A 22059-nucleotide genomic window follows, 5' to 3' on the forward strand; every position below is an offset into this window, starting at 1 on the left:
GCGGGGTGGGCCGGACGGCGGCGCGGGCTACGCGGCGTCGATGAGGTCGATGATGAAGATGAGGGTCTTGCCCGAGAGGAAGTGCCCGGCACCCGCGGGGCCGTAGGCGAGCTCCGGCGGGATCGTGAGCTGGCGGCGGCCGCCGGTCTTCATGCCGGGGATCCCGACCTGCCACCCCTTGATGAGCATGCCGAGCGGGAACTGCGCGGCCTCGCCGCGGTTCCAGGACGAGTCGAACTCCTCGCCGGTCTCGTACTCGACGCCGGCGTAGTGGATCGTGACGGTCGCGCCGGGCTGGGCCTCGGCGCCGTCGCCCACGATGATGTCGCGGATCTCGAGCTCGGTGGGAGCGGGACCCTCGGGGGCGTCGAACTCGGGCTTCGTGCGTTCTTCGGTCATGACACCCATCCAAACAGAAACCAGCGCCCGGGTCTCGGCGATGCCTGAGTACGCTTCGGGCGCTGGTCTATGGAAGAAGCGTCCCTCCCCCGGCGCCGCGTGTCAATACCCCTAGGCTGGCTTCATGCGGTTCGCCCACGTGACCCTTCCCGGATCCGATTCACCCACGCTCGTCCAGGTCGCCGACGACGGGGCGGCGGCGGTCGCCGACATCGTCGAGGGGGCCCGCGGACCCTCGAGGCGCTCATCGCGCAGGGCCCCGCGGCGCTCGCGGATCTCGAGCGCGCGGCCGCGGCCCACACGGGCCGGCGCACCCCGCTCGACGGCGCCGAGTTCGCGCCCGGCGTCCTCACGCCGCCGTCGATCATGGCCGTCGGCCTCAACTACGCGGCGCACTCGGGCGAGCTCAACCTCAAGCACGACGACACGCCCACGGTCTTCACGCTGTGGCCCAACTCGCTCGCGGCGCACGGCGGGACCACGACGTGGTCGCGCGCGCAGAGCGAGTCGGTCGACTACGAGGCCGAGCTCGGCGTGATCATCGGCCGGCCCGCGCTGAACGTCAGCGAGGAGGACGCGCTCGACCACGTCTTCGGGTACACCGTCGTCAACGACATCTCGGCGCGCAACATCCAGTACTCCGAGGCGCAGTGGTCGCGCTGCAAGTCGCTCGACGGCTTCACCCCCGTCGGGCCCTACGTCGTGACGGCCGACGAGATCCCCGACCCGCAGGACCTGCACATCTGGACGACCGTCGACGGCGAGACGCTGCAGGACGCGTCGACGGGACAGATGATCCGCTCCGTCGCGAAGCTCATCGCCCACCTCTCGCAGGGCATCACGCTGCTCCCGGGCACGCTCATCTCGACGGGGTCGCCCGGCGGATCCGGGTACTCGCGCACGCCCCAGCGGCTCCTCGCGGACGGCTCGGTCGTCACGGTCGGGATCGACGGCGTCGGCGCGCTCACGACGCACTGCGCCACCGTCGCCTGACGTGCGGCGCGCGACCGGCGCGCCGCACGTCGATCAGGGCAGGTCCTCCGGCGCGATGACGGGGATCGCGGTCGTGATCGGCTCGAGCCCGCTCAGCCGCTCGGGGCGCAGCTGCTTCGTGACCTCGGCGCGACTCATGAGCCCCGCCTCGACGACGAGATCGGCGACGTTGCGGTTCGTGAGCAGCGCCGTCTTCGCGAGCGCCGCCGCCGACGCGTAGCCGATGAACGGCGTGAGCGCCGTGATGACGCCGACCGAGGATCCGACCATCGCCCCGAGCCGCGCCGTGTTCGCCGTGATGCCGTCGATGCAGTGGATGCGGAGCATCTTCATCGACTGGCGCAGCCACACGAGCGACTGCAGCAGCGAGTGCGCGATCACGGGCTCGAACGCGTTGAGCTGCAGCTGCCCCGCCTCGACCGCCATCGTGACGGTCGTGTCGGCCCCCGCGATCGAGAACGCGACCTGGCTCACGGCCTCGGGGATCACGGGGTTGACCTTGCCCGGCATGATGCTCGACCCCGCCTGGCGCGCCGGCAGGTTGATCTCGCCGAGCCCCGCCTGCGGGCCTGATGACAGCAGCCGCAGGTCGTTGCAGATCTTCGAGAGCTTGATCGCGGTGCGCTTGATCGCGCCCGAGAACGACATGAAGGCGCCCGTGTCGCTCGTCGCCTCGATGAGGTCGTGCGCCGTCTCGAGCGGGAGCCCCGAGATCTCGACGAGGTGTGCCCGGACCGTCTCGGCGTAGCCGGGCTCGACCGTGATGCCCGTGCCGATCGCCGTCGCGCCCATGTTGATCTCGAGCAGAAGCGCCGAGTTGTCGCGCTGGCGCTGCCAGTCGGCGCCGAGGCTCGAGGCGAAGCCGCCGAACTCCTGTCCGAGCGTCATCGGAACGGCGTCCTGCAGCTGCGTGCGCCCGACCTTGAGGATGTCGTGGAACTCGGTCGCCTTGCGGGAGAACGACGTGCGGAGGGCGTCGAGCTCGGTGAGGGCCGAGTCGTGCGCGAGGAGGATCGCGATCTTGACGGCCGTCGGGTAGACGTCGTTCGTCGACTGCGAGCGGTTCGTGTGGTCGTTGGGCGACAGGTAGGCGTAGTCGCCCTTCTCGCGGCCGGCCATCTCGAGGGCGATGTTCGTGATGACCTCGTTGGCGTTCATGTTCGTCGAGGTCCCGGCGCCGCCCTGGATCACCCCCACGACGAACTGGTCGTGGAACTCGCCGTCGATCACGCGTTGGGCGGCGCGGTCGATGAGGTCGGCCTTGCGGGGCTCCAGGACGCCGAGCTCGCGGTTCGCCCGCGCGGCCGCCTGTTTGACCATCGCGAGCGCCGTCACGAGCTCGGGATACACCGAGATCGGTCGCTTCGTGATGTCGAAGTTCTCCTGGGCGCGCAGGGTGTGCACTCCCCAGTACGCATCGGCGGGGATCTCCCGGGGGCCGAGCGAATCGGTTTCGGTACGCGTCGTCGCGGTTGCCATGCCCCCAGGCTATGCCGTGGCGCGCAGCTCTCCCCGGCGGCCCGCCAGCTCCTCGAAGACCCGCGTGTTGAACGCGTAGGCGGCGAGGACCTCGGCGATCACGCGCTCCCGCTCGACGTCGTCCCACGGCGCCTCGTCGAGCTGAGCGCGGTACGCGTCCTTGAACCCCGCGGGGTCGGCGATGTCGCCGAACACGTAGAAGCCGGACCCGTTGGTCTCGAAGCCGAAGCGCCGCTGCACGACGCGGCCGATGTGGATCCCGCCCGACAGGTCGCCGAGGTAGCGCGTGTAGTGGTGCGCGACGAAGCCGCCGACCCACGTGGATCCGACCTGCTCGATCCGCGCGACGTACGCCGCGGTCGCGGGGAGCTGCTCGATCTCCTCGCGCCAGCCCGCGCCGATGAGGAACGCGAGGTCGGCTTCGAGCGCGGGGAGGCGCGTCAGGCGGTCGCTGATGAAGCGCGCGGCGACGGGGTCGCGCCGCATGCGCTCTGTCGCGGCCTCGAGCGCCGAGTAGATGAAGAAGTGCTGAGCGACGAGGGCGACGTAGTCGTCGCGCGTGCGCTCGCCGCGGAGCAGCTGCGACATGAAGTCGGCGCCCTCGCTCTCGGAGTGGGCGGACCGGGTGCGCTCGCGCAGCGCGGCGGAGAGGGGGATCAGCTCGGGCATGTCGGGTTCCTGTCGGGTCCGGGTCAGTGGGTCTGACTGCGGGGCGGGAGCCCCAGCTGGGCGAGAGCGTCGTCGTACAGGGTCACGATCTCACGGCGGACGGACGCGCGGTCCTCGATGGGGCCGCCCGGCCACGGGATCCGGGCGGGCACCGTCTCGCCCGACGCGAGCTCGACCGACCACTCGCCGGCGTCGCCGTCGAAGCCCGTCATGCGCGCCGACGCCGCGTCGGCCGCGACGTGGGCGCGCGCGATCACGGAGTTGTCGTCGCGATGGTCGGCGTTCATGTGCCCGAGGATCGCGTCGACGATCTCGGACGGATACTGGTTCGCCATATTAGGTAAGCCTATCCTTTGCTACGGTCTTCATTAAGGTTCACCTTACTGAGGCGACCCTACCTTCCCCGATGAGAGCCCGATGCCCTTCCTGCACCCTGCCCGGATCGCCGCCGCCGCGGCGATCGCCCTCGCCGTCCTGACCGCCTCCGCCTGCACGGCGAGCGGATCCGCGCCCTCCTCCGACGCCGACGCGACCCCCGCCCTGTCGAGCGTCGAGCTCGCCGCTGACCCGCTCGCTCTGACGGGCCCCTCGACGGCGGTCGCCGCGGCGTCGCCGATCGACCCCGTCGACGACGCGCCTCAGGCGCTCCCGGTGTCGGTCGTCGACAACCAGGGCACTCAGGTGACGGTGTCGAGCACCGACCGGATCCTCGCTCTCGACCTCTACGGATCCCTCGGCCGCATCGTGTTCGAGCTGGGGCTCGGGGACAGCGTCGTCGGGCGCGACGTGTCGACCTCGTTCCCCGAGGCGTCGGAACTCCCCCTCGTCACGCAGGACGGGCACGACCTCAGCGCCGAGGCGATCCTCGCGCTCGACCCGACCGTGATCCTCACCGACACGAGCCTCGGCCCGTGGGACGTCATGCTGCAGATGCGCGACGCGGGGATCCCCGTCGTCGTCCTCGACGCGACGCGGTCGACCGAGACCGTCGGGTCGCTCATCGAGCAGACGGCCGACGCGCTCGGCGTGAGCGAGCGCGGGGCGGCGCTCGCCGAGCGCACGCAGCAGAGGATCGACGACGAGATCGCGCAGATCGCCGCCGCGATCCCGGAAGACGCGGCGGCCCGGCCGCGCATGGCGTTCCTCTACGTGCGCGGCAACGCGGGCGTCTACTACATGTTCGGCGAGGGAACGGGCGCGCAGTCGCTCGTCGAGGCGCTCGGCGGCGTCGACGTCGCGGCCGAGATCGGCTGGGAGGGCATGCGCCCGATCACGGACGAGGGCCTCATCTCGGCCGCCCCCGACCTGGTGCTCCTCATGACGGGCGGCCTCGAGTCGGCGGGCGGCGTCGAGGGGCTCCTCGAGCAGCTCCCCGCCCTCGCGCAGACCCCCGCGGGCGAGAACCGCCGCTTCGTCGACATGGACGACACGCAGATCCTGAGCTTCGGCCCCGCGACGGCCGAGACTCTCGACGCGCTCGCCGTGGCGGTGTACGCGCCCGACGAGGCCCGGTCGTGAGGCGGGCCGCGACCTTCGCGATCCTCGCCGCCGCGCTCGTCGTCCTCCTCATCGTGTCGGCCGGGACGGGTCAGCTCGCGATCCCGCCCCTCGAGGTCGTCGGGTCGCTCGTCGCGAAGTGGAACGACGCCGTCGCCGGATCCGGCCTCGGCGCGCTGACGCTGCCGCAGCCGCCCATGCCCGCGCACCCGCAGGGCGACGCGACGCTCTGGGCCGTGCGATTCCCCCGCATCATCACCGCCGCGCTCGTCGGCGCGGGGCTCGCGGTCGCGGGCGCCGTCATGCAGGGCGTCTTCGGCAACCCCCTCGCCGAGCCCGCCGTCGTCGGCGTCTCGAGCGGTGCCTCGATCGGGGCATGCCTCGTGATCGTCTTCGACCTGACGTTCCTCGGCGGGCTCACGGCCCTCGCCCTCGCCTTCGTCACGGGAATCGCCACGACCCTCTTCGTCTACCTCGGCGCGCGCTCGCGGGGGAAGACGGAGGTCGTCACGATCGTCCTCACGGGCGTCGCGGTCAACGCCCTCGGCGGCGCCGTCGTGTCGCTCCTCGTCTTCCTCGGCGACACCCAGCAGCGCGAGCAGATCGTGTTCTGGCAGATGGGATCCTTCAACGGATCCCGCTGGGACGACGTCGCCGTGACGGCCTCGTTCATCCTCGCGGGCGTCGCCGCCTGCCTCCTCCTCTCCCGGAGGCTCGACCTGCTGGCGCTCGGCGAGCGGCAGGCGCGCCACCTCGGCGTCGACGTCGAGCGCCTCCGCGTCGTCGCGATCGCCCTCGTCGCCCTCCTCACGGCGGTCGGGGTCGCGACGAGCGGCATCATCGCCTTCGTCGGCCTCGTCGTCCCGCACGTGTTCCGGATGATCCTCGGCCCCGGACACCGCGCGCTCCTGCCGGCGAGCGCCCTCGGCGGCGCCGTCCTGCTGACGGGCGCCGATCTCGCCGCGCGCACCCTCATCCCCTACGCCGAGCTCCCCATCGGCATGCTCACGGCGCTCGTGGGCGGCCCGTTCTTCTTCGTCCTGCTGCGCCGGCAGCGCCGCTCGGCGGGAGGGTGGGCATGACCGCCCTGCTCACGGCCCGCGGAGTCACGGTGTCGCGCGGCGGACGCACCCTCCTCGGCGGCGTCGACATCGCGCTCGAGCGCGGCGAGGTCCTCGCGCTCGTCGGGCCCAACGGCGCGGGCAAGTCGACGCTGCTCTCCGTCCTCATCGGCGACCTCACGCCCGACGCCGGCGAGGTGCGGTTCCGCGGCGAACCGATCGCCGGCCGATCGCCGATCTCGCTCGCGCGATCGCGCGCGGTCCTCCTCCAGCACAACGCCGTCTCGTTCCCGTTCGCGGTCTCGGAGATCGTCGAGATGGGGCGGGCCCCGTGGCGGGGCGACCCGCTCGAGGAGCACGATGACGACGCGATCGCCGAGGCCCTCGACGACGCCGAGATGGCCGCGTTCGCGGCGCGGCGCACGAGCGAGCTCTCGGGCGGCGAGATGGCGCGCGCGGCGTTCGCCCGCGTGCTCGCCCAGACGACGCCGGTCCTCGTGCTCGACGAGCCGACGGCGGCGCTCGACATCCGCCACCAGGAGCGCGTCCTCGCCCGCGCCCGGGCGCACGCCGACGCGGGAGGGGCCGTCCTCGTCGTGATCCACGACCTGAGCCTCGCCGCCGCGCACGCCGATCGCATCGCCGTCCTGCACGAAGGATCCGTGCGAGCCGTCGACGCGCCCGAGCGCGCGCTCGACCCCGACCTCCTCACCGAGGTCTACCGACACCCGATCCGCATCGTCTCGCAGCCGGACGGCGAGCCCCCGCTCGTCGTCCCCGCGCGCGCGGGACGCGGTGCGCGGATCGCCCGGAGCGCCGCGGCAGGGATCGCGACGCTCGACGACACGACAGCAGGGAGCAGATGATGCGCCTCCGACGAACCGCCGCGATCGCGGCCATGGCGCTCGCCGCCGTCCTCCTCGGACCCGCCCCCGCGGCGAGCGCCGCCGCGGGTGTGACGGTCACGAGCTCGCTCGGCGCGGGCCTCGTCGACGCCGAGCACTCGACGACGATCAGCGTGCGGGGATCCGGCTTCCAGTCGGTCCAGGGCGGCTTCGGCGGCGTCTACGTCCTGCTGGGCTGGGTCGACCCGTCGGGCTGGCGCCCCAGCGAGGGCGGCTCGGTCGGATCCGACTACCTCTACATCCCCGACAGCGAGTCGCAGTCGAACGCGGGCTATCAGCGCTTCGTGTCGTTCCCCGGCGGCGAGACCGAGTCGGCGGCCCAGGCGGTCCTGTCGGACGACGGATCGTGGCAAGTCGAGATGGTCGTCCCCGGGCCGGAGTTCACGGCGCTCGATCGCGGCGGGAACGCCACGACGGTCGACTGCCTCGCCGTGCAGTGCGGCGTCATCACGATCGGGGCGCACGGCGTCGCGAACGCGACGAACGAGACCTTCACCCCGCTGAGCTTCGTGACGTCGGGGACGACCGCCGCGGCGCCGTCCGCCGGCGAGACCGCGGCTCCTGCCGCATCGGACGATTCCGCGGCGACACCGGAGCCCGCCGCGACCGCGGCGGCCGCCGTCGGCGAGCTGCGCGTCGGGGTGTCGTCGGCGTCGCTCACTGCGGGCGATGCGATGTCGTTCACCGCGGGGGGCTTCGCCGCCGGCGAGCAGGTCGTCGCGAGCCTCGACGGGGGCGTCGCGGCCGTCGGCCCGCTCACGGCGGGCTCCGCGGGCGAGATCGCGGGCGTCCTCCCCCTTCCCGCCGACCTCGCGGCGGGAACGCACCTCCTCACGGTCGCGGGAGCCGCGACCGGCGGATCCGTCGATGCCGAGGTCACGGTCGCGGCGAACGCCGTCGCGACCGCCGCCGTCGCGACCGACCACGAGACTCCCGCCTGGCTCACGATCGCGATGCTCATCGCGATCACCCTCGCGATCTTCCTCATCGCGGCCAACGTCATCGTCGCGATCGTCCGCCGATCCCGGCACCCGAAGCGGAAGGCGGCCGCGGCGTGAGGCGCGCGGCTGCGATCGGGGCGATCCTCGCCCTCGCCGCGATCGGCACGGGCGGCGGCGCCCTCGCCGACGAGGGCGACATCACCGTCACGATCCCCGGGGGCGGCGAGGTGACCGCCGACGGCGAGATCACCGACGCGGTCCTGCGCTGGGGAATCAGCGCCGAGTCCGGGTCCGGGGCCTTCGCGGGCGGGTGCAACTTCCTCTCCGCCGGCCTCGCGGGCGACGCCGGGTCGGCGCGCGAGTGGACGGAGGCCGACGGGCTCTATGCGGCGAGCGCCGGCGACGTCGAGATCCAGAAGCCCGACGCCTCGGGTGCCTGGACGGCGGCGTCCTGGGACGCGAAGTGCCTCGACCGGTCGGGATCCGCCGTCTCAGCGTCGTCGCTCGCGAGCTCGACCGAGTCGCAGCTCGTCATCACGGGCGGCGCAGGCGAGGCGACGGCCGACGGCGTCGAGATCGACTGGTCGGGATCCTTCACCGTCGCGTTCTACGGCGGAATGTCGTACTGGTCGGCGACCGACCCGCACCTCTCGCTCGACGCGTCGGGTGACGGGGTCCTCACGGCGCGGCTCAGCGGCTACGCGAGCTCGCGCGACGACATGTCGCGGTGGGCGCCGATCGCGCAGGACGACGTCGTGCTCGCCGAGATCCGCGGGGCCGACGTGGCGTCCGATGGCTTCGCGGTCGTCCCCGAGTACCTCGGCGTCGAGGCCGCGATCTCGGGCCAGTCGGCGCGGACCGCCGAGAACGCCGCGTACTGGGGCGCCTTCCCCGCGAGCTTCCTCGGGTTCCAGGAGCGGCTCGGCCAGGCCGGGTACTGGATGTCGACGGGAGGGCAGCGCGACCAGGCGAAGCCCGCGACGACGCTCTACGTCGACTTCGACGCGCGCACCGCGACCCCGCCCTCCCCGGGCTCGGCGCCGGCGCCCTCCGGCGGATCCGCCGTGACGCAGACGGCGCTGCCTCCGCTCGCGAGCGCCCCCGCCTCAGCGGCCCTCACGACGATCACGGCGGCCCCCGCGACGTCGACCGTCACGGGGTCGGCCCCCGTGGCCGCGGCCGTCGTGCCCGCCGTCGTCCGGTCCGACGCGCAGGGCCTCATCCCCGAGTCCGTCGCCTGGCTCGACCGGATCCCCCTCCCCGCCCTGGCGGGCGGCCTCGCGGCCCTCATCGCCGCGATCGCCGCGATGCGCCTCGCGGGGATCCCCGTCTTCCCGTGGTCGAAGAGGTCTTCGGCGTAACGGGTCGTCCCTGCAGCACCCCACCCCAACGAAAGGACGCACGTGAACACCACGCGCACACACCGCACAGCGAAGAAGGCCGCCCTGGCCGTCGTCGCGACCGCGGCGCTCGCCCTCGGCGGCGTCGCCGCAGCAGCACCCGCCTCGGCGGCCGAGGGCGACGTCGTCGCCTCCTCCGGCTCGCTCGAGTGGGGCTTCAAGCAGTCGTTCCGGAACTACGTCTCGATGTTCTCGGGCGATCTCGTCGCCTCCGAGGGCGCGACGAAGACCGACACCGGCTTCTCGTTCCCCACGGCCTCGGGCCACGTGACGGGATCCGACGACCTCACGGTCCAGACCTCGGGCCGCGCCCAGTTCGCGATCGAATCGCACTTCTTCGACGTGCAGCTCTCGGACATCGCGGTCGTCGTCGAGGGCGGCACGGCGCAGATCGTGGCCGACGTCCACCTCTGGGCGGGCACCTCGTTCGGATCCGTCTCGCCCGGAACGTATGACAACGCCGACGTGCCGATCGCCGACGTCGCCGACGCGGCCGTCACGGTCGACGGCGACTCCGTGACCGTGTCGGGCACGGGCGTGACCCTCACGGAGGAGGGCGTGAGCGCCGCGCCGCTCTACGAGGCGGGCGCCGCGCTCGACGACTTCACCCTGACGGCGACGCTCGAGGGCGCCGCGACCCCCGAGCCGGAGCCCGAGCCCGCGGGCGACGACGAGATCAGCGTCACGGTCCCCGAGACCGACGACACGACCCCCGAGCCCGAGACCGGCAGCTTCGGCTGGGCCTGGGGATCCGTCCCCACGACGCTCGGCACCGCGACCGACCAGGGCGACGGATCGTTCGTCGCCACGGGCACGCTGAACCCCGTGACGGTCACCGACACGCGCGCGGGTGGCACCGGCTCGTACGGCTGGTCGCTCGGCGCCACGGTCAGCGACTTCACGTCGTCGGCCGGCTCGTTCGACGCCTCGCACCTCGCGTGGACCCCGAAGGTGACCGCGACCGACGCCGCGCTCGAGTCGATCGTCGTCGGAACCGCGTCGACCGACCTCAGCGGCACGGCGTCCGACAACGTGCTCGCGACGGCGAACGCCGCGGTGAGCGCCGAGCTCGGCGCCGACCTCACCCTGTCGGTCCCGACGTCGACCCCCGCGGGCGACTACCGCGCGACCGTGACCATCTCCAGCATCGGCTGACGGAAGAACCATGAACGCCATCGCCTCCGCGCTGCTCGCCGCGGCCGTCGTCGTCTCCCCGCTCCCCGCCGCCGCCTCACCCGGCGACGGCGCGGCGTGGCGCGTCGCGACGGGCGGCGCGGAGGCGCGGGCCAACTACTCCTACGACGTCGACCCGGGCGACGAGATCGCCGACTCGATCATCGTCGCGAACACGGGCGCCGACGCGCTCGACCTCGCGGTGTACGCCGCGGACGCGTACACGACCGAGAGCGGGAACCTCGACCTCCTCGCGGACCCGGCGGACAACGCCGACTCGGGATCCTGGATCGCGGTCGACGCGTCGCAGATCCGCGTCGCGCCCGGCCAGAGCCTCGAGATCCCCTTCACGATCACGGTGCCGGACGACGCGGCGCCCGGCGACCACCCCGCGGGCGTCGTCACCTCCCTCGCCGCGGCCGGCGACTCCGGGACGCTCGCGGTCGAGCGCCGCCTCGGGCTCCGCGTGCACCTGCGCGTCTCGGGCGACCTCGAACCCGCGGTCTCGGTCACGGGGGCGTCGGTCGACGTCGCGGCCGGCTGGAACCCCTTCGCCGGCGCGACCGCGACGGTCCGCTACACGCTCGAGAACACGGGCAACACCCGCGTGACGGCCACCGACGCCGTCTCGCTCGCCGGGGTCGCGGGCCTGGGCCGGACGACGCTCGGCGCCCAGGACGCGGGCGAGCTCCTGCCCGGATCCTCGATCACCGTCGCGCGCACGATCGACGGCATCGCGCCGCTCGGCTGGGTCTCGGGCGCCGTCACGATCGCACCCGCGGCCGTCGGGCTCGGCGCCCAGCCGCTCGCCGCCGTGACCGCCGAGGTGTCGGGCGCCGCGATCTCGTGGAGCCTCGTCGCACTCCTGGCGCTCGTCCTCGTCGCGGCGGCCGCCGTCGTGGTCCTCGTGCTGCGCCGTCAGCGCTTGCGCGAGAAGTAGTCGAGCCGCGCCTCGGGGGTCATCTCCTCGAGGCGCGCATACCACTCGGGCGAGAAGAAGCTCGCCGGATCCGCCGCCTCGACGGGGACGACGGTGCTCGTGACCTGGTCGTCGTACACGTGCACGAGGTGGAACGTCTGCCCCGCGTCCATGCCGTTGATCGTGCGCGGCGGGCGGGCGACGTCCATCGTGTAGCAGGACGCCGCCGCCACGTGGGTCGGGATCCCCGCGAACACCCCGCTCATCGAGTAGTGCAGGTGGCCGGCGAGGATCGCCCGGACGTCGCTCCCGCGGATCGCCTCCGCGAACGCCGCCTGGTTCCGCAGCTCGAGGACGTCGAACATCGGCACGTGGCTCGGCAGGGGCGGGTGGTGCAGCGCGAGGATCGTGCCGAGCGGGGCGGGCGTCGCGAGCTCCGCGCGCAGCCACGCGAGCTGCGCGTCGTCGAGCTCGCCGTGGTGCCAGCCGGGGACGGTCGAGTCGAGCGCGATGAGGCGCAGCCCGTCGAGGTCGTGCACCGCGAGGATCGGATCCTCGCTCGCCTCGCCGCGCAGGAGATCCCGGCGCATCGCGGGGCGCTCGTCATGGTTGCCCGCGACCCACACGACGGGGACGCCCATGCGCCGGGCGACGGGGTCGACGAGGCCGCGCAGCTCGCGGTACGCGTCCGGCTCCCCGAGGTCGGTGAGGTCGCCCGTGATGACGAGCGCGTCGGCGCCCTCGATCCGCTCGACCCTCTCGAGCATGCGGCCGAGGTTCGCGGCGGTGTCGTACGCGCCGCCGAGCGGGCGCCCGCCGGCGAGGAGGTGCGTGTCGCTGATGTGGACGATCGTCCGCCGCGCCGGCGCGTGCTGACCCATCTGCATGCGCCCACGCTAGCGCGAGCGCGTAGCGTGGAGCGGGTGAGTTCAGACGCACCTGTCGCGAAGAAGGCCCCCGCAGTCCGCACGCACCACGGAGACTCGTTCGAGGATCCCTACGAGTGGCTGCGCGACAAGGAGTCGCCCGAGGTCACGGCGCACCTCGAGGCCGAGAACGCCTACGCCGACGAGCGCCTCGCGCACCTCGGGCCGCTGCGCGATCGGATCTTCGAGGAGATCCGCGGCCGCGTCCGGGAGACCGACCTCTCGGTGCCCGTCCGCGAGGGCGACTGGTGGTACTACGGGCGCTCCGTGAAGGACAAGCAGTACGGCCTGCAGTGCCGCGCCCCGCTCGCGGGGCCCGACGACTGGACGCCGCCGAAACTCGACGCCGAGTCGCCCGTGCCCGGCGAGCAGATCCTCCTCGACGCCAACGTCGAAGCCGAGGGCCAGGAGTTCTTCTCGCTCGGCGCGTTCAGCGTCACGAAGGACGGCACGCGCCTCCTCTTCGGCGCCGACGTCACGGGCGACGAGCGCTACACCGTGCGCGTGCGCGACATCGCGACGGGCGAGGCGCTGCCCGACGTGCTCGAGGGGATCGGATCCGGGGCGCAGTTCACCCCCGACGGCGCGTACATCGTGTACTCGACGGTCGACGACGCGTGGCGCCCCGACCGCGTGTGGCTGCACCGCGTGGGCGACGCGTCCCGCGAGCGCGACGTCGAGATCGCGCACGAGGAGGACGAGGCGTTCTGGATGGGCGTCGGCTTCACGCGCAGCGACCGGTTCCTCGAGATCGCGTCGGGCTCCAACACGACGACCGAGGTCGACCTCATCGCGGTCTCCGACATCGACCGGCTCTACGCGGGCGACGAGGGCGTCGACTCGATCGGCGTCTTCTCGCGCGACGAGAAGGTCGAGTACTCCGTCGACCACGCGATCATCGACGGGGCCGACTGGCTGTACGTCCTGCACAACCAGGACGCGCGCGACTTCGAGCTGATCCGCATGCCCCTCGGCGATCCGGACGCCGAGCCCGAGGTCGTCCTCCCCCACACCCCGGGCACGCGCCTCGAGGACGTCGACTGCTTCCGCGACTTCGCCGTCGTCGAGTACCGGTCAGGGGGGATCCCGCGCGTCGCGATCCTCGACTACCGGACGAACGAGCTGCGCGAGATCGCGTTCGACGAGCCCCTCTACTCGGCCGGCGCATCGGGGAACCCCGAGTGGGCGCCGCCGACGCTGCGCCTGAGCTACGGGTCCTTCACGACCCCCGGATCGGTGTACAGCTACGACGTCGGGTCCGAGAGGCTCACGCTCCTCAAGCGTGCGGCGATCCTCGGCGGGTACGACCCCGCCGACTACGGCCAGAAGCGGCTGTGGGTCCCCGCGGAGGACGGGACCGCGATCCCCGTCTCGCTCGTGTGGAAGCGGTCGTTCGGGGAGCCGGGAGGCGCGATCCGCCCCGTGCACCTCTACGGATACGGCGCGTACGAGCACTCGATCGATCCGGGCTTCTCGACCCCGCGGCTGTCGATGCTCGACCGCGGCGTGGTCTTCGCCGTCGCCCACGTGCGCGGGGGCGGCGAGATGGGCCGCGACTGGTACGAGGACGGCAAGCTCGAGAACAAGCGCAACAGCTTCACCGACTTCGTCGACGTCGCCCGGTTCCTCGAGGACGAGGGGTACACCGACGCGCAGCACGTCGTCGCCGAGGGCGGCTCGGCGGGCGGCCTGCTCATGGGCGCCGTCGCGAACCTCGCGCCCGAGCGGTTCGCGGGGGTGCTCGCCGACGTGCCGTTCGTCGACGCGCTCACGACGATCCTGGATCCGTCCCTCCCCCTCACGGTCATCGAGTGGGAGGAGTGGGGCGATCCGCTCCACGACGCGTCGTTCTACCGGTACATGAAGTCGTACTCGCCGTACGAGAACGTGCGCGACGGGGCCCCGTACCCGCGGATCCTCGCGATGACGTCGCTCAACGACACGCGGGTCTACTACGTCGAGCCGGCGAAGTGGGTCCAGCGCCTGCGCGAGGCCGGCGCCGACGCCCTGCTCAAGACCGAGATGGTCGCGGGCCACGGAGGCGTCTCGGGCCGCTACAACGCGTGGCGCGAGCGCGCCTTCCAACTCGCCTGGATGCTCGACGTCCTGGGCCTCGACTAGCCCAGTTCTCCATTTCTCCGTGTTTTCCCCACGCGAGGCGTGGGGAAAACACGGAGAAATGGAGAGTTCGTCAGCCGAAGAGCGCCGAGGCTTCCTCGTAGCGGTGGGCCGGGACCTCGTTGAGCTCGCCGAGGGCGTCTTCGAACGAGACGCGCTCGATCTCGGTGCCCTTCATCGCGACCATCTTGCCCCAGGCGCCCTCGTAGACCATGTCGGCGGCGTGCAGCCCCAGGCGCGTCGCGAGGACGCGGTCGAAGCTCGACGGGGACCCGCCGCGCTGGATGTGGCCGAGCACCGTCGCGCGGGTCTCGATGCCCGTCGCGTGCTCGATCAGCGGCGCGAGGACCTCGCCGATGCCGCCGAGACGCGGGCGGTTGAACGCGTCGAGCCCGCGGTCGCTGTACGCCTCGTCCTGCCCCTCGAGCTTGAAGCCCTCGGCCACGACGACGAGCGGCGCGCGCCCGCGGTCGTTCGCCGCGAGGACCTGCTTCGTGATGTCGTCGAGCGTCAGCGGCACCTCGGGGATGCAGATGATGTGCGCGCCGGCGGCCATGCCGGAGTGCAGGGCGATCCAGCCAACGTGGCGGCCCATGACCTCGGCGACCATGCACCGCTGGTGCGAGTCGCCCGTCGTGCGGAGGCGGTCCATCGCATCGGTCGCGATGTTGACGGCGGTGTCGAAGCCGAACGAGTAGTCGGTCGCCCGCAGGTCGTTGTCGATCGTCTTCGGCACCCCGAGGACGGGGATCCCGTCGTTCCACAGCCGCTGCGCCGCCGCGAGCGTGCCCTCGCCGCCGATCGCGATGACGCCGTCGACCTTGTGACCCCACAGCGTCTTCTTGATGTTCTCGGCGCCGCCGCGGTCGCCCTCGTACGGGTTCGTCCGGCTCGTGCCGAGGATCGTGCCGCCGACCTTCGAGAGGCCCTTCACGTCGCCCGTCGTCAGCGGGAAGAAGTCGGCGTCGACGAGCCCCTTCCAGCCGTCGCGGATCCCCACGAAGTCGATGTCGTACTTGCGGCGTCCCTTGAGCACGGCGCCGCGGATGACGGCGTTGAGGCCCGGGCAGTCGCCGCCGGAGGTGAGGATCCCGATCTTCATGCTCCGAGACTATTGGGTCGCGGGACCCGTGGGTCCCGGAGCATGTCGATCGGGTCAGTTCGCGAGCGCCTCGCGCAGCAGCGCCTTGAGCGCCGCGAGCTGCACGGGCTCGGCGTCGTCCTCGTTCAGCCGCTCGCCGTCGAGCGCCCGCGACGCGAGACCCTCCTTGGCGTCGATGAGCTCGGCGATCTTCGTGTCGATCGTGTGCGCGCCGATGATGCGCCACGCCGTCACGGGCTCGTCCTGGCCGATGCGGTGCACGCGGTCGATCGCCTGCGTCTGCTCGGCCGAGGTCCAGCTCAGCTCGGCGAGGACGACGTTCGACGCCGCCTGCAGGTTGACGCCGACGCCGGCCGCGGTGAGCGAGCAGACGATGATGCCGACCTCGGGATCCTCGTTGAACGCGTCGATCGCCTGCTGGCGGGCCGCCGCGGTCTGGTCGCCGCGGATCGCGACGGTCTTGACGCCCTCGTCCGCGAACACGCGCTCGGCGGTGTCCATGACGTCGATGTGCTTCGCGAAGAACACGACCTTGCCGACCGAGCGCTGCAGCTGGGCCGCGTAGTCGGCCGCGAGCTGAGCCTTGCCCTGGCCGATGCGGCGGACCATCGAGAACACGTTCTCGCCGGTCTCGCCCTGCGCGTTCGCTTCGTCGAGCTCGCCGCGGGCCACGAGGTCGACGATGTCCTCGTCGATCTCGCCCGGCTCGAGGCCCCGGTCGCCGCGCGCCGCGATGATCCGGTGGTAGCGCTCGGTGAGGCGTCGCGCGAGCTCCCGCTCGGCGCGCGCGATCGAGCGGCCGAACTCGTCGTCGAGCTGCACCGGCATGTCGGCGATGAGCTTGTCGGGCAGATCCTTCGCGACGTCCTTCTTGCGGCGGCGCACGATGCCGAGGTCGATGACGGCCTGGCGTGCCTCGGGGTAGAAGCCCTTGTCGGCGGGCGTGAGGCCCGTCGCGTCGAGCCGCTCCATGAGCTCGGGACCGGGCTTCGTGCCGTCGGTCCATCCGAGGAAGCGCCAGATCGCGTCGAAGTCCTCGACGTCGTTGATGAGCGGCGTTCCCGTCAGCGCGAGCATGAGCGGATCGGCGCACCGCTCGCGCACGCGGGCCGCGAGGGCCAGCACGTTCTGCGAGCGCTGCGACGAGAGGTTCTTGATGAAGTGCGCCTCGTCGACGACCATGCCCTTGAGGCCGATCTCGGCGAGCCAGCCCACGTGCCGGTCGAGGATCTCGTAGTTGACGATGAAGATGTCGGCGAAGGCGTCGACGTCGCCCCCGTCGCCCATGATCACGGTCGCGCGGCGCTGCGGCGTCCATCGCTCGACCTCGCGCGCCCAGTTCATCTTGACGACGTTCGGGACGACGACGAGAAGCGGGTACGCCTCGGCGACCGACGCCGCGAGGACCGACTGAGCGGTCTTGCCGAGGCCGGGCTCGTCGGCGAGGAGGAACTCGCGGTGGCCGTCGCGCACGGCCTCGAGGAAGCGGGACTGGTGCGGCATGACCTCGAGGCCCTTGGGCGAGACCCGGTCGAACTCGGGGACCTCGGGAAGCGGCATGACCGCGGATCCGCCGCCCGCGCCCTGCGCGAAGGCCTTGTAGAGCGGGCCCATGAGCTCCCAGCTGTCGAGGCGACGACGCGGGGCCGGCTCGGCCGGGGCGGGCGTCGCGTCGGGCGCGAGGAACGGGTTCGACTCGATGCGGAAGTCGACCTGCTCGGGGCGCACGGCACGCTCGGACACCATGACGGGCGTCGCGGCCTCGGCGACGACCGGCTTCGCGTCGTCGATCACGAGTTCCTCGGGCGGCAGCTCGGCGCCGGCCTCGAGCAGCCAGTCGCGGCGCATGCGCTTCGCGACGGGCGTCGTCGCGTGGTCGACCTCGAGCAGCTGGATGAGGCTCGTGTCGCGCGCGGCCGTCTTCGCGAGGATCGTCGCGACGCCGTCGAGCCGCTTGAGCAGCTCGGCGCGAGCGCTGTCGGTCACCTGGTCGTCGACCTTCACGCGGGCGCGCTCCTCGCGCACCAGGAAGGCGATGACCTGGAACTTGACCCTGTTGGTCGGGCCCAGCTTGTTCTTCTGCGCCTTCGCCTCGACCTCGCGCACCTTGCGGGCGAGGATCGGGATGATCGGCGCCTCGTCGTCGCGGCGGGACGACGAGGACTTCTTGCGCTGTCGCGCGGGTGCCGTGGTCGGCATGCTCCTCCTGAGCGGGTTCCGCCGCCGGCATCGGAGCACGGCGGGCCGTGAAGATCGTGAACCGCGGGACGGAATCGAGGCGAATGATCGCTCACGCCTGAGAGGACCGGCGGGTCGCACCGCGGATGACGGGGCCAGTCTACGCCATCCGGATGGCCGCTCGAACGTACGATTGGGGCATGGCAGCTGAGCTCACCGAGAAGTACGTCGCATCCACGATCGACCACGCGATCCTCAAGCCCGAACTCACGTGGGACGACGTCGACCGCGAGCTCGACGTCGCCGCCGAGTGGGGCGTGTTCAGCGTGTGCGTGCGCCCGGGCGATGTGGCCCACGCGGTCGAGCGCCTCGCGGGGACCGGCGTCGCCGTCGGAACCGTCATCGGCTTCCCGCACGGCACCACGTCGACGGCCGCGAAGGCCGCCGAGCTGCGCCAGGCGAAGGCCGACGGCGCCGTCGAGTTCGACATGGTCGTGAACATCGGGGCCCTGCGCGGCGGCGACGACGAGCGCGTCCTCGCCGACATCCGCGGGGTCGTCGCGGCGGCCGAGGGCTCCGTCACGAAGGTGATCCTCGAGACGAGCCTCCTCGACGACGAGCAGATCGCGCGCGGCGCGCGGCTCACGGAGCAGGGCGGAGCGACGTTCGTCAAGACGTCGACGGGCTTCGCGGGAGGCGGCGCGACCGTCCCCCACGTCGAGCTCATGAAGGCCAACGTGACCACGACCCAGGTGAAGGCCTCGGGCGGCGTGCGCGGCCTCGAGGCGGCCGCCGCCATGATCGCGGCGGGGGCGACCCGACTCGGCACGAGCGCGAGCGCGACGATCCTCGGCGAGCTCCGCGCGCGCGAGGCCGGCGAGGCGACGACGGGCGCCGAGGACTCCTCGAGCTACTGAGCCCTACGGGGTGAGGGCGGCGCGGGCGGCGTCGACGTCGGCCGCGATCTGGGCCGTGAGCTTCTCGACGCCCTCGAAGGCGACCATGCCGCGGATCCGCGACACGAACTCGACGTCGACCGTCTGCCCGTAGAGATCGAGGCCCGTGCGGTCGATGACGTGCGCCTCGACGACGCGCTCGGGCACGTCGTCGAACGTCGGGTTCGTGCCGACGGAGATCGCCGCGGGATAGCGGGCCCCCGATCCGAGCTCGCCGTCGCGCCGCCTGATCACGAGCCACCCGGCGTACACGCCGTCGGCCGGCACGAAGCCCGTCGCGTCGCGCGACAGGTTCGCGGTCGGGAAGCCCAGCTCGCGGCCGCGCCGCAGCCCGTGGACGACCTCGCCGCGCATGGCGTGCGGGTGGCCGAGGAGCTTCGCTGCGCGGTCGACGTCGCCCGCCGCGAGGAGCTCGCGGATCCAGGTCGACGAGACGCGCCGCCCCTCGCCGTCGCCCGACGGGACGCTCGCGACGTCGGCGACGACCTCGACCGAGAACCCGTGCCTCTCCCCCGCCGCGCGGAGGAACGCGACGTCGCCCGCGCCGCCGTTGCCGAACCGGAAGTCGGCGCCCACGAGGACCCGCGTCGTGCCGAGGGCGCGCACGAGGTAGTCCTCGACGAACTGCTCGGCGGGGACGGCGGCGAGCGCCTCGTCGAAGGCGAGCATGAGCGTCGCGTCGACGCCCGTCGCGGCGAGGAGATCGAGCTTCTGATCGACGCCCACGACGACCGGAGGGCAGTGCTCGGGCGCGATCGTGGCGAGCGGGTTGCGGTCGAAGGTCACGGCGACCGTGCGGGCGTGGCCCGTCGCGGCGTCGACGAGCGCGCGCTCGATGATCGCCCGGTGCCCCGCGTGGACGCCGTCGAACTTGCCGATCGCGACGACCGAGGGGCCGAAGCCCTCCGGCACCTCGTCGGCCGACCGGAAGACGATCATGCGGGCTGCTCCGCCTGGGCGGCGCGCGGGTCGTGCTTCGTGAGCCACCAGATCCCGAGGAACGGCAGGACGAGCGGCACCCAGAAGTAGCCGTAGTGCCCGTCCTCGCCCGTTCCCCCGCCGTACCAGGACCACACGGCGTTGTCGGCGTGGAACAGCTCGGGGACGGCCCAGCTCAGCGTTCCGACGACGAGCACGCCCGTGAGCTCGATGATCACCGACACCCAGGCGATCCGGTACCAGACGACGCTCTTCGAGCAGAAGAGCGCGATCGTCGCGAGGATGTACACGACCGCGGCGAGGGCGCTCAGGAGATACGGCACGGGGGCCGCCGAGAAGTGCTCGGCGATCGAGACGAACGATCGCCCGGTCGCCGCGAGCGCCATGACGCCGTATGCGAAGACGAGGACCGTGCCGATGCCGGTCATGCGGCGGGAGCGCGTGGGTGCGGGGGCGTCAGACATAGCGCTCCGAGTTTATCCGTCAGGCGATCGGGGTCGTCCAGATCACGTCCATGCGGTAGACCATGACGGCGACCGCGAGCGCGAGGACGCCCATGACGACGACGCTCCACCTGCCGCGGTCGATGAACGCCCACGCGACGCCCGCGATCGGCAGGAGCGCCGCGGTGACGAGGTAGGTCCAGAACTCGAGGAGGCTGCCCGTCGGGTCGTTGCCGGCGAGGGGCGCGACGATCGCGATCACGATCTGGGCGATGAGCAGCGCCTGCACGAGGAGCATGCCGATGACCGACACGTCGCCGGGGCGGCGCCCCACGAGGCCGAGGACGACGCAGACGACGCCCACGACCGCGGCGACGGCGATCTGGGTGATCGTGAACCAGAGGATCATCGCTTCGTTCCCGTCGGCATGTTCATGACGCTCTTGAGCTGCTCGCCTCGCGGCTCGACGATCCCGACGAGCTCGCCGTCAGGGCCCACCGCGGCGCGCGGCGCGTCGACCCCGTCCGGCAGAGGGATCCGCTTCCCGTGGCGCAGGTCGCGCGCAGAGTCGGCGTCGACGTCGAGGCGCCCGAGCACGCGCCCCGCGGCCTCGGCCGGCGTGAGGCGCGCGGCCTCCGCGAGGGCGTCGACGCCGGCGGCGCCGTCGACGGCGAAGCCGCCGACGCGGGTGCGGCGGAGGCGCGTGAGGTGGCCTCCCGTGCCGAGGGCCGCGCCGAGGTCGCGCGCGAGGGCCCGGATGTAGGTGCCCGAGGAGCAGTCGACGACGACGTCGAGGTCGACGAGGTCGCCCGCGCGGCGGGTCTCCCCGATCTCGAACCGCGAGATCACGACGTCGCGCGCCGCGAGCTCGACCTCCTCGCCCGCGCGAACGCGGTCGTATGCGCGGCGCCCGTCGACCTTGATGGCCGAGACCGAGCTCGGCACCTGCGAGATCGGGCCCGTGAGCGCGGCGACGCCCTCCGCGATCCGCTCGTCGGAGACGCCGGCCGCGCTCGAGCCGCCGTCGATCTCGCCGTCGGCGTCGTCCGTCGTCGACGTCTGCCCGAGCCGGATCGTGGCCTCGTAGGTCTTGTCGAGGCCGACGACATAGGTCAGAAGGCGCGTCGCCGCCTCGACGCCGACGACGAGGAGCCCCGTCGCCATGGGGTCGAGGGTGCCCGCGTGCCCGACCTTGCGCGTGCCGAGCGCCTTGCGGGTGCGCGAGACGACGTCGTGGCTCGTGAGGCCCTGAGGCTTGTCGACGAGCAGGATCCCGGGTTCGACCATGCGCTCAAGCCTATTCTGGGCCGATGGCCACTCCCTCAGAGGTTCGCGTCGCACCCCTCGCCGACGTGCCGCCGACGACGCTCTACGACATCCTGCGGCTGCGCGTCGACGTGTTCGTCGTCGAGCAGGAATGCGCGTATCCCGAGCTCGACGGGCGCGATGTCGAGCCCGAGGCGCGGTTGCTCTGGGTCGCCGACGAGGAGGGCGTCGCGGCGACCGCGCGGTTCCTGCGCGACGGCGACGACGCGCGGATCGGCCGCGTCGCGACGGCCGCCCGCGCACGGGGTCGCGGGCTCGCGGGCGTCCTCATCCGCAGCGCCGTCGACCTGGCCGGCGGCCGCACGATCCGGCTCGACGCGCAGGCGCATCTCGAGGGCTGGTACGCCTCGTTCGGCTTCGCCGCGAGCGGCCCGCAGTTCCTGGAGGACGGGATCCCCCACGTGCCGATGATCCGCGCCGCGGCCTAGGGTGTGTCTGACAATTGTTTGGTCCAGGCGATGACGGCGTTGAGGATCACGGCGGCGCGGTAGATGATCGCGTGCTTGTCGTAGCGGGTGGCGAGTCCTCGCCATTGCTTGATGTGGCAGTAGCGGCGCTCGATGACGTTCCGGTTCTTGTAGTCGGCGGTATCGAGGCCGACGGGGCGGCCGCCGCGTGAGCCGCGCCGTTTGCGG

General features: G+C 72.4%; 21 protein-coding genes and 2 pseudogenes. 11 read left to right on the forward strand and 12 right to left on the reverse strand.

The window, feature by feature from the left end; all coding sequences use genetic code 11:
* Positions 1-27: 27 nt before the first annotated feature.
* On the reverse strand, positions 28-399 hold the full coding sequence (locus tag H576_RS0109425) for an FKBP-type peptidyl-prolyl cis-trans isomerase (protein ID WP_029150737.1): 372 nt from the start codon (positions 397-399) through the stop codon (positions 28-30).
* Between the two features lie 124 nt (positions 400-523).
* On the opposite strand from H576_RS0109425, the pseudogene H576_RS15155 reads away from it, so the two are divergent.
* Positions 524-1392: pseudogene (locus tag H576_RS15155) on the forward strand (fumarylacetoacetate hydrolase family protein).
* 33 nt (positions 1393-1425) lie between these two features.
* Here the strand turns inward: H576_RS15155 and H576_RS0109435 are convergent.
* The 3 genes from H576_RS0109435 to H576_RS0109445 are packed head-to-tail and all read right to left on the reverse strand — an operon-like array spanning position 1426 to position 3875.
* Complete coding sequence (locus tag H576_RS0109435) at positions 1426-2871, reverse strand: aspartate ammonia-lyase (protein WP_029150738.1); 1446 nt, start codon at positions 2869-2871, stop codon at positions 1426-1428.
* Positions 2872-2880: 9 nt separating this feature from the next.
* The gene (locus H576_RS0109440; RefSeq protein ID WP_029150739.1) at positions 2881-3540 is read right to left on the reverse strand and encodes a biliverdin-producing heme oxygenase; all 660 of its coding nucleotides are present in this window, start codon (positions 3538-3540) and stop codon (positions 2881-2883) included.
* 23 nt (positions 3541-3563) lie between these two features.
* The gene (locus H576_RS0109445) at positions 3564-3875 is read right to left on the reverse strand and encodes a DUF2470 domain-containing protein (RefSeq protein WP_029150740.1); all 312 of its coding nucleotides are present in this window, start codon (positions 3873-3875) and stop codon (positions 3564-3566) included.
* A gap of 82 nt (positions 3876-3957) precedes the next feature.
* Here H576_RS0109445 and H576_RS16740 point away from each other — a divergent pair, with 82 nt between their 5' ends.
* The 7 genes from H576_RS16740 to H576_RS15165 are packed head-to-tail and all read left to right on the forward strand — an operon-like array spanning position 3958 to position 11457.
* Positions 3958-5058 (forward strand): heme/hemin ABC transporter substrate-binding protein, encoded by a 1101-nt coding sequence (locus tag H576_RS16740; RefSeq protein WP_029150741.1) that lies wholly within the window; start codon positions 3958-3960, stop codon positions 5056-5058.
* Positions 5055-6119 carry a FecCD family ABC transporter permease gene (locus H576_RS0109455; protein ID WP_029150742.1) on the forward strand — a complete coding sequence of 355 codons (1065 nt, stop codon included), beginning with the start codon at positions 5055-5057 and terminating at the stop codon, positions 6117-6119. The genes H576_RS16740 and H576_RS0109455 overlap by 4 nt, the downstream gene beginning before the upstream one ends.
* On the forward strand, positions 6116-6964 hold the full coding sequence (locus H576_RS15160; RefSeq protein WP_084502636.1) for a heme ABC transporter ATP-binding protein: 849 nt from the start codon (positions 6116-6118) through the stop codon (positions 6962-6964). The genes H576_RS0109455 and H576_RS15160 overlap by 4 nt, the downstream gene beginning before the upstream one ends.
* The gene (locus tag H576_RS0109465; RefSeq protein WP_036320264.1) at positions 6964-8061 is read left to right on the forward strand and encodes a hypothetical protein; all 1098 of its coding nucleotides are present in this window, start codon (positions 6964-6966) and stop codon (positions 8059-8061) included. The genes H576_RS15160 and H576_RS0109465 overlap by 1 nt, the downstream gene beginning before the upstream one ends.
* The gene (locus tag H576_RS0109470; RefSeq protein ID WP_029150744.1) at positions 8058-9305 is read left to right on the forward strand and encodes a hypothetical protein; all 1248 of its coding nucleotides are present in this window, start codon (positions 8058-8060) and stop codon (positions 9303-9305) included. Before H576_RS0109465 ends, H576_RS0109470 begins: the two co-directional genes overlap by 4 nt.
* A 42-nt stretch (positions 9306-9347) precedes the next feature.
* On the forward strand, positions 9348-10499 hold the full coding sequence (locus H576_RS0109475) for an HtaA domain-containing protein (RefSeq protein ID WP_029150745.1): 1152 nt from the start codon (positions 9348-9350) through the stop codon (positions 10497-10499).
* A 10-nt stretch (positions 10500-10509) separates the two neighbouring features.
* Positions 10510-11457 (forward strand): COG1361 family protein, encoded by a 948-nt coding sequence (locus tag H576_RS15165; protein WP_051172541.1) that lies wholly within the window; start codon positions 10510-10512, stop codon positions 11455-11457.
* On the opposite strand, the gene H576_RS0109485 is transcribed toward H576_RS15165, so the two are convergent.
* On the reverse strand, positions 11436-12323 hold the full coding sequence (locus H576_RS0109485) for a phosphodiesterase (RefSeq protein ID WP_029150746.1): 888 nt from the start codon (positions 12321-12323) through the stop codon (positions 11436-11438). The genes H576_RS15165 and H576_RS0109485 overlap by 22 nt on opposite strands.
* Positions 12324-12359: 36 nt before the next feature.
* Between H576_RS0109485 and H576_RS0109490 the strand changes: the two genes are divergently transcribed.
* Complete coding sequence (locus tag H576_RS0109490; protein WP_036320233.1) at positions 12360-14483, forward strand: S9 family peptidase; 2124 nt, start codon at positions 12360-12362, stop codon at positions 14481-14483.
* A gap of 70 nt (positions 14484-14553) precedes the next feature.
* On the opposite strand, the gene H576_RS0109495 is transcribed toward H576_RS0109490, so the two are convergent.
* Both H576_RS0109495 and H576_RS0109500 read right to left on the reverse strand, forming a co-directional pair.
* Complete coding sequence (locus tag H576_RS0109495; RefSeq protein ID WP_029150748.1) at positions 14554-15582, reverse strand: ATP-dependent 6-phosphofructokinase; 1029 nt, start codon at positions 15580-15582, stop codon at positions 14554-14556.
* A gap of 54 nt (positions 15583-15636) precedes the next feature.
* Positions 15637-17781, reverse strand: coding sequence for a DEAD/DEAH box helicase (locus H576_RS0109500; RefSeq protein ID WP_029150749.1), 2145 nt, complete (start codon positions 17779-17781; stop codon positions 15637-15639).
* A gap of 179 nt (positions 17782-17960) precedes the next feature.
* Between H576_RS0109500 and deoC the strand changes: the two genes are divergently transcribed.
* Positions 17961-18677: a deoxyribose-phosphate aldolase gene (gene deoC, locus H576_RS0109505; protein ID WP_029150750.1), complete on the forward strand. Its 717-nt coding sequence runs from the start codon at positions 17961-17963 to the stop codon at positions 18675-18677.
* Positions 18678-18680: 3 nt separating this feature from the next.
* Here the strand turns inward: deoC and H576_RS0109510 are convergent, their stop codons facing one another.
* The 4 genes from H576_RS0109510 to truB are packed head-to-tail and all read right to left on the reverse strand — an operon-like array spanning position 18681 to position 21385.
* Positions 18681-19655 carry a bifunctional riboflavin kinase/FAD synthetase gene (locus H576_RS0109510; protein WP_029150751.1) on the reverse strand — a complete coding sequence of 325 codons (975 nt, stop codon included), beginning with the start codon at positions 19653-19655 and terminating at the stop codon, positions 18681-18683.
* Complete coding sequence (locus H576_RS0109515) at positions 19652-20119, reverse strand: hypothetical protein (protein WP_029150752.1); 468 nt, start codon at positions 20117-20119, stop codon at positions 19652-19654. Before H576_RS0109515 ends, H576_RS0109510 begins: the two co-directional genes overlap by 4 nt.
* Before the next feature lie 19 nt (positions 20120-20138).
* Positions 20139-20507, reverse strand: coding sequence for a hypothetical protein (locus H576_RS0109520; RefSeq protein ID WP_029150753.1), 369 nt, complete (start codon positions 20505-20507; stop codon positions 20139-20141).
* A complete protein-coding gene (gene truB / locus H576_RS0109525) occupies positions 20504-21385 on the reverse strand; it encodes a tRNA pseudouridine(55) synthase TruB (RefSeq protein WP_029150754.1) in 882 nt (293 codons plus the stop codon). Before truB ends, H576_RS0109520 begins: the two co-directional genes overlap by 4 nt.
* Before the next feature lie 23 nt (positions 21386-21408).
* Here truB and H576_RS0109530 point away from each other — a divergent pair, with 23 nt between their 5' ends.
* Entirely contained in the window at positions 21409-21852 is a 444-nt protein-coding gene (locus H576_RS0109530) for a GNAT family N-acetyltransferase (RefSeq protein ID WP_029150755.1), read from the forward strand.
* Here H576_RS0109530 and H576_RS0109535 read toward each other — a convergent pair.
* Positions 21849-22059, reverse strand: a pseudogene (locus tag H576_RS0109535) (IS5/IS1182 family transposase); the annotation flags it as partial. The gene H576_RS0109530 and the pseudogene H576_RS0109535 sit on opposite strands and share 4 nt — an antisense overlap.

Source organism: Microbacterium indicum DSM 19969 (genome assembly GCF_000422385.1).
In the GTDB taxonomy this organism is placed as follows: Bacteria; Actinomycetota; Actinomycetes; order Actinomycetales; family Microbacteriaceae; genus Microbacterium; species Microbacterium indicum.

Bases quoted from the DNA above. Each gene is read 5' to 3' on its own strand.
- H576_RS0109425 (WP_029150737.1), bottom strand. From the start codon at position 399: ATGACCGAAGAACGCACGAAGCCCGAGTTCGACGCCCCCGAGGGTCCC.
- H576_RS0109435 (WP_029150738.1), bottom strand. From the start codon at position 2,871: ATGGCAACCGCGACGACGCGTACCGAAACCGATTCGCTCGGCCCCCGG.
- H576_RS0109440 (WP_029150739.1), bottom strand. From the start codon at position 3,540: ATGCCCGAGCTGATCCCCCTCTCCGCCGCGCTGCGCGAGCGCACCCGG.
- H576_RS0109445 (WP_029150740.1), bottom strand. From the start codon at position 3,875: ATGGCGAACCAGTATCCGTCCGAGATCGTCGACGCGATCCTCGGGCAC.
- H576_RS16740 (WP_029150741.1), top strand. From the start codon at position 3,958: ATGCCCTTCCTGCACCCTGCCCGGATCGCCGCCGCCGCGGCGATCGCC.
- H576_RS15160 (WP_084502636.1), top strand. From the start codon at position 6,116: ATGACCGCCCTGCTCACGGCCCGCGGAGTCACGGTGTCGCGCGGCGGA.
- H576_RS0109465 (WP_036320264.1), top strand. From the start codon at position 6,964: ATGCGCCTCCGACGAACCGCCGCGATCGCGGCCATGGCGCTCGCCGCC.
- H576_RS15165 (WP_051172541.1), top strand. From the start codon at position 10,510: ATGAACGCCATCGCCTCCGCGCTGCTCGCCGCGGCCGTCGTCGTCTCC.
- H576_RS0109485 (WP_029150746.1), bottom strand. From the start codon at position 12,323: ATGCAGATGGGTCAGCACGCGCCGGCGCGGCGGACGATCGTCCACATC.
- H576_RS0109495 (WP_029150748.1), bottom strand. From the start codon at position 15,582: ATGAAGATCGGGATCCTCACCTCCGGCGGCGACTGCCCGGGCCTCAAC.
- H576_RS0109500 (WP_029150749.1), bottom strand. From the start codon at position 17,781: ATGCCGACCACGGCACCCGCGCGACAGCGCAAGAAGTCCTCGTCGTCC.
- deoC (WP_029150750.1), top strand. From the start codon at position 17,961: ATGGCAGCTGAGCTCACCGAGAAGTACGTCGCATCCACGATCGACCAC.
- H576_RS0109510 (WP_029150751.1), bottom strand. From the start codon at position 19,655: ATGATCGTCTTCCGGTCGGCCGACGAGGTGCCGGAGGGCTTCGGCCCC.
- H576_RS0109515 (WP_029150752.1), bottom strand. From the start codon at position 20,119: ATGTCTGACGCCCCCGCACCCACGCGCTCCCGCCGCATGACCGGCATC.
- H576_RS0109520 (WP_029150753.1), bottom strand. From the start codon at position 20,507: ATGATCCTCTGGTTCACGATCACCCAGATCGCCGTCGCCGCGGTCGTG.
- truB (WP_029150754.1), bottom strand. From the start codon at position 21,385: ATGGTCGAACCCGGGATCCTGCTCGTCGACAAGCCTCAGGGCCTCACG.
- H576_RS0109530 (WP_029150755.1), top strand. From the start codon at position 21,409: ATGGCCACTCCCTCAGAGGTTCGCGTCGCACCCCTCGCCGACGTGCCG.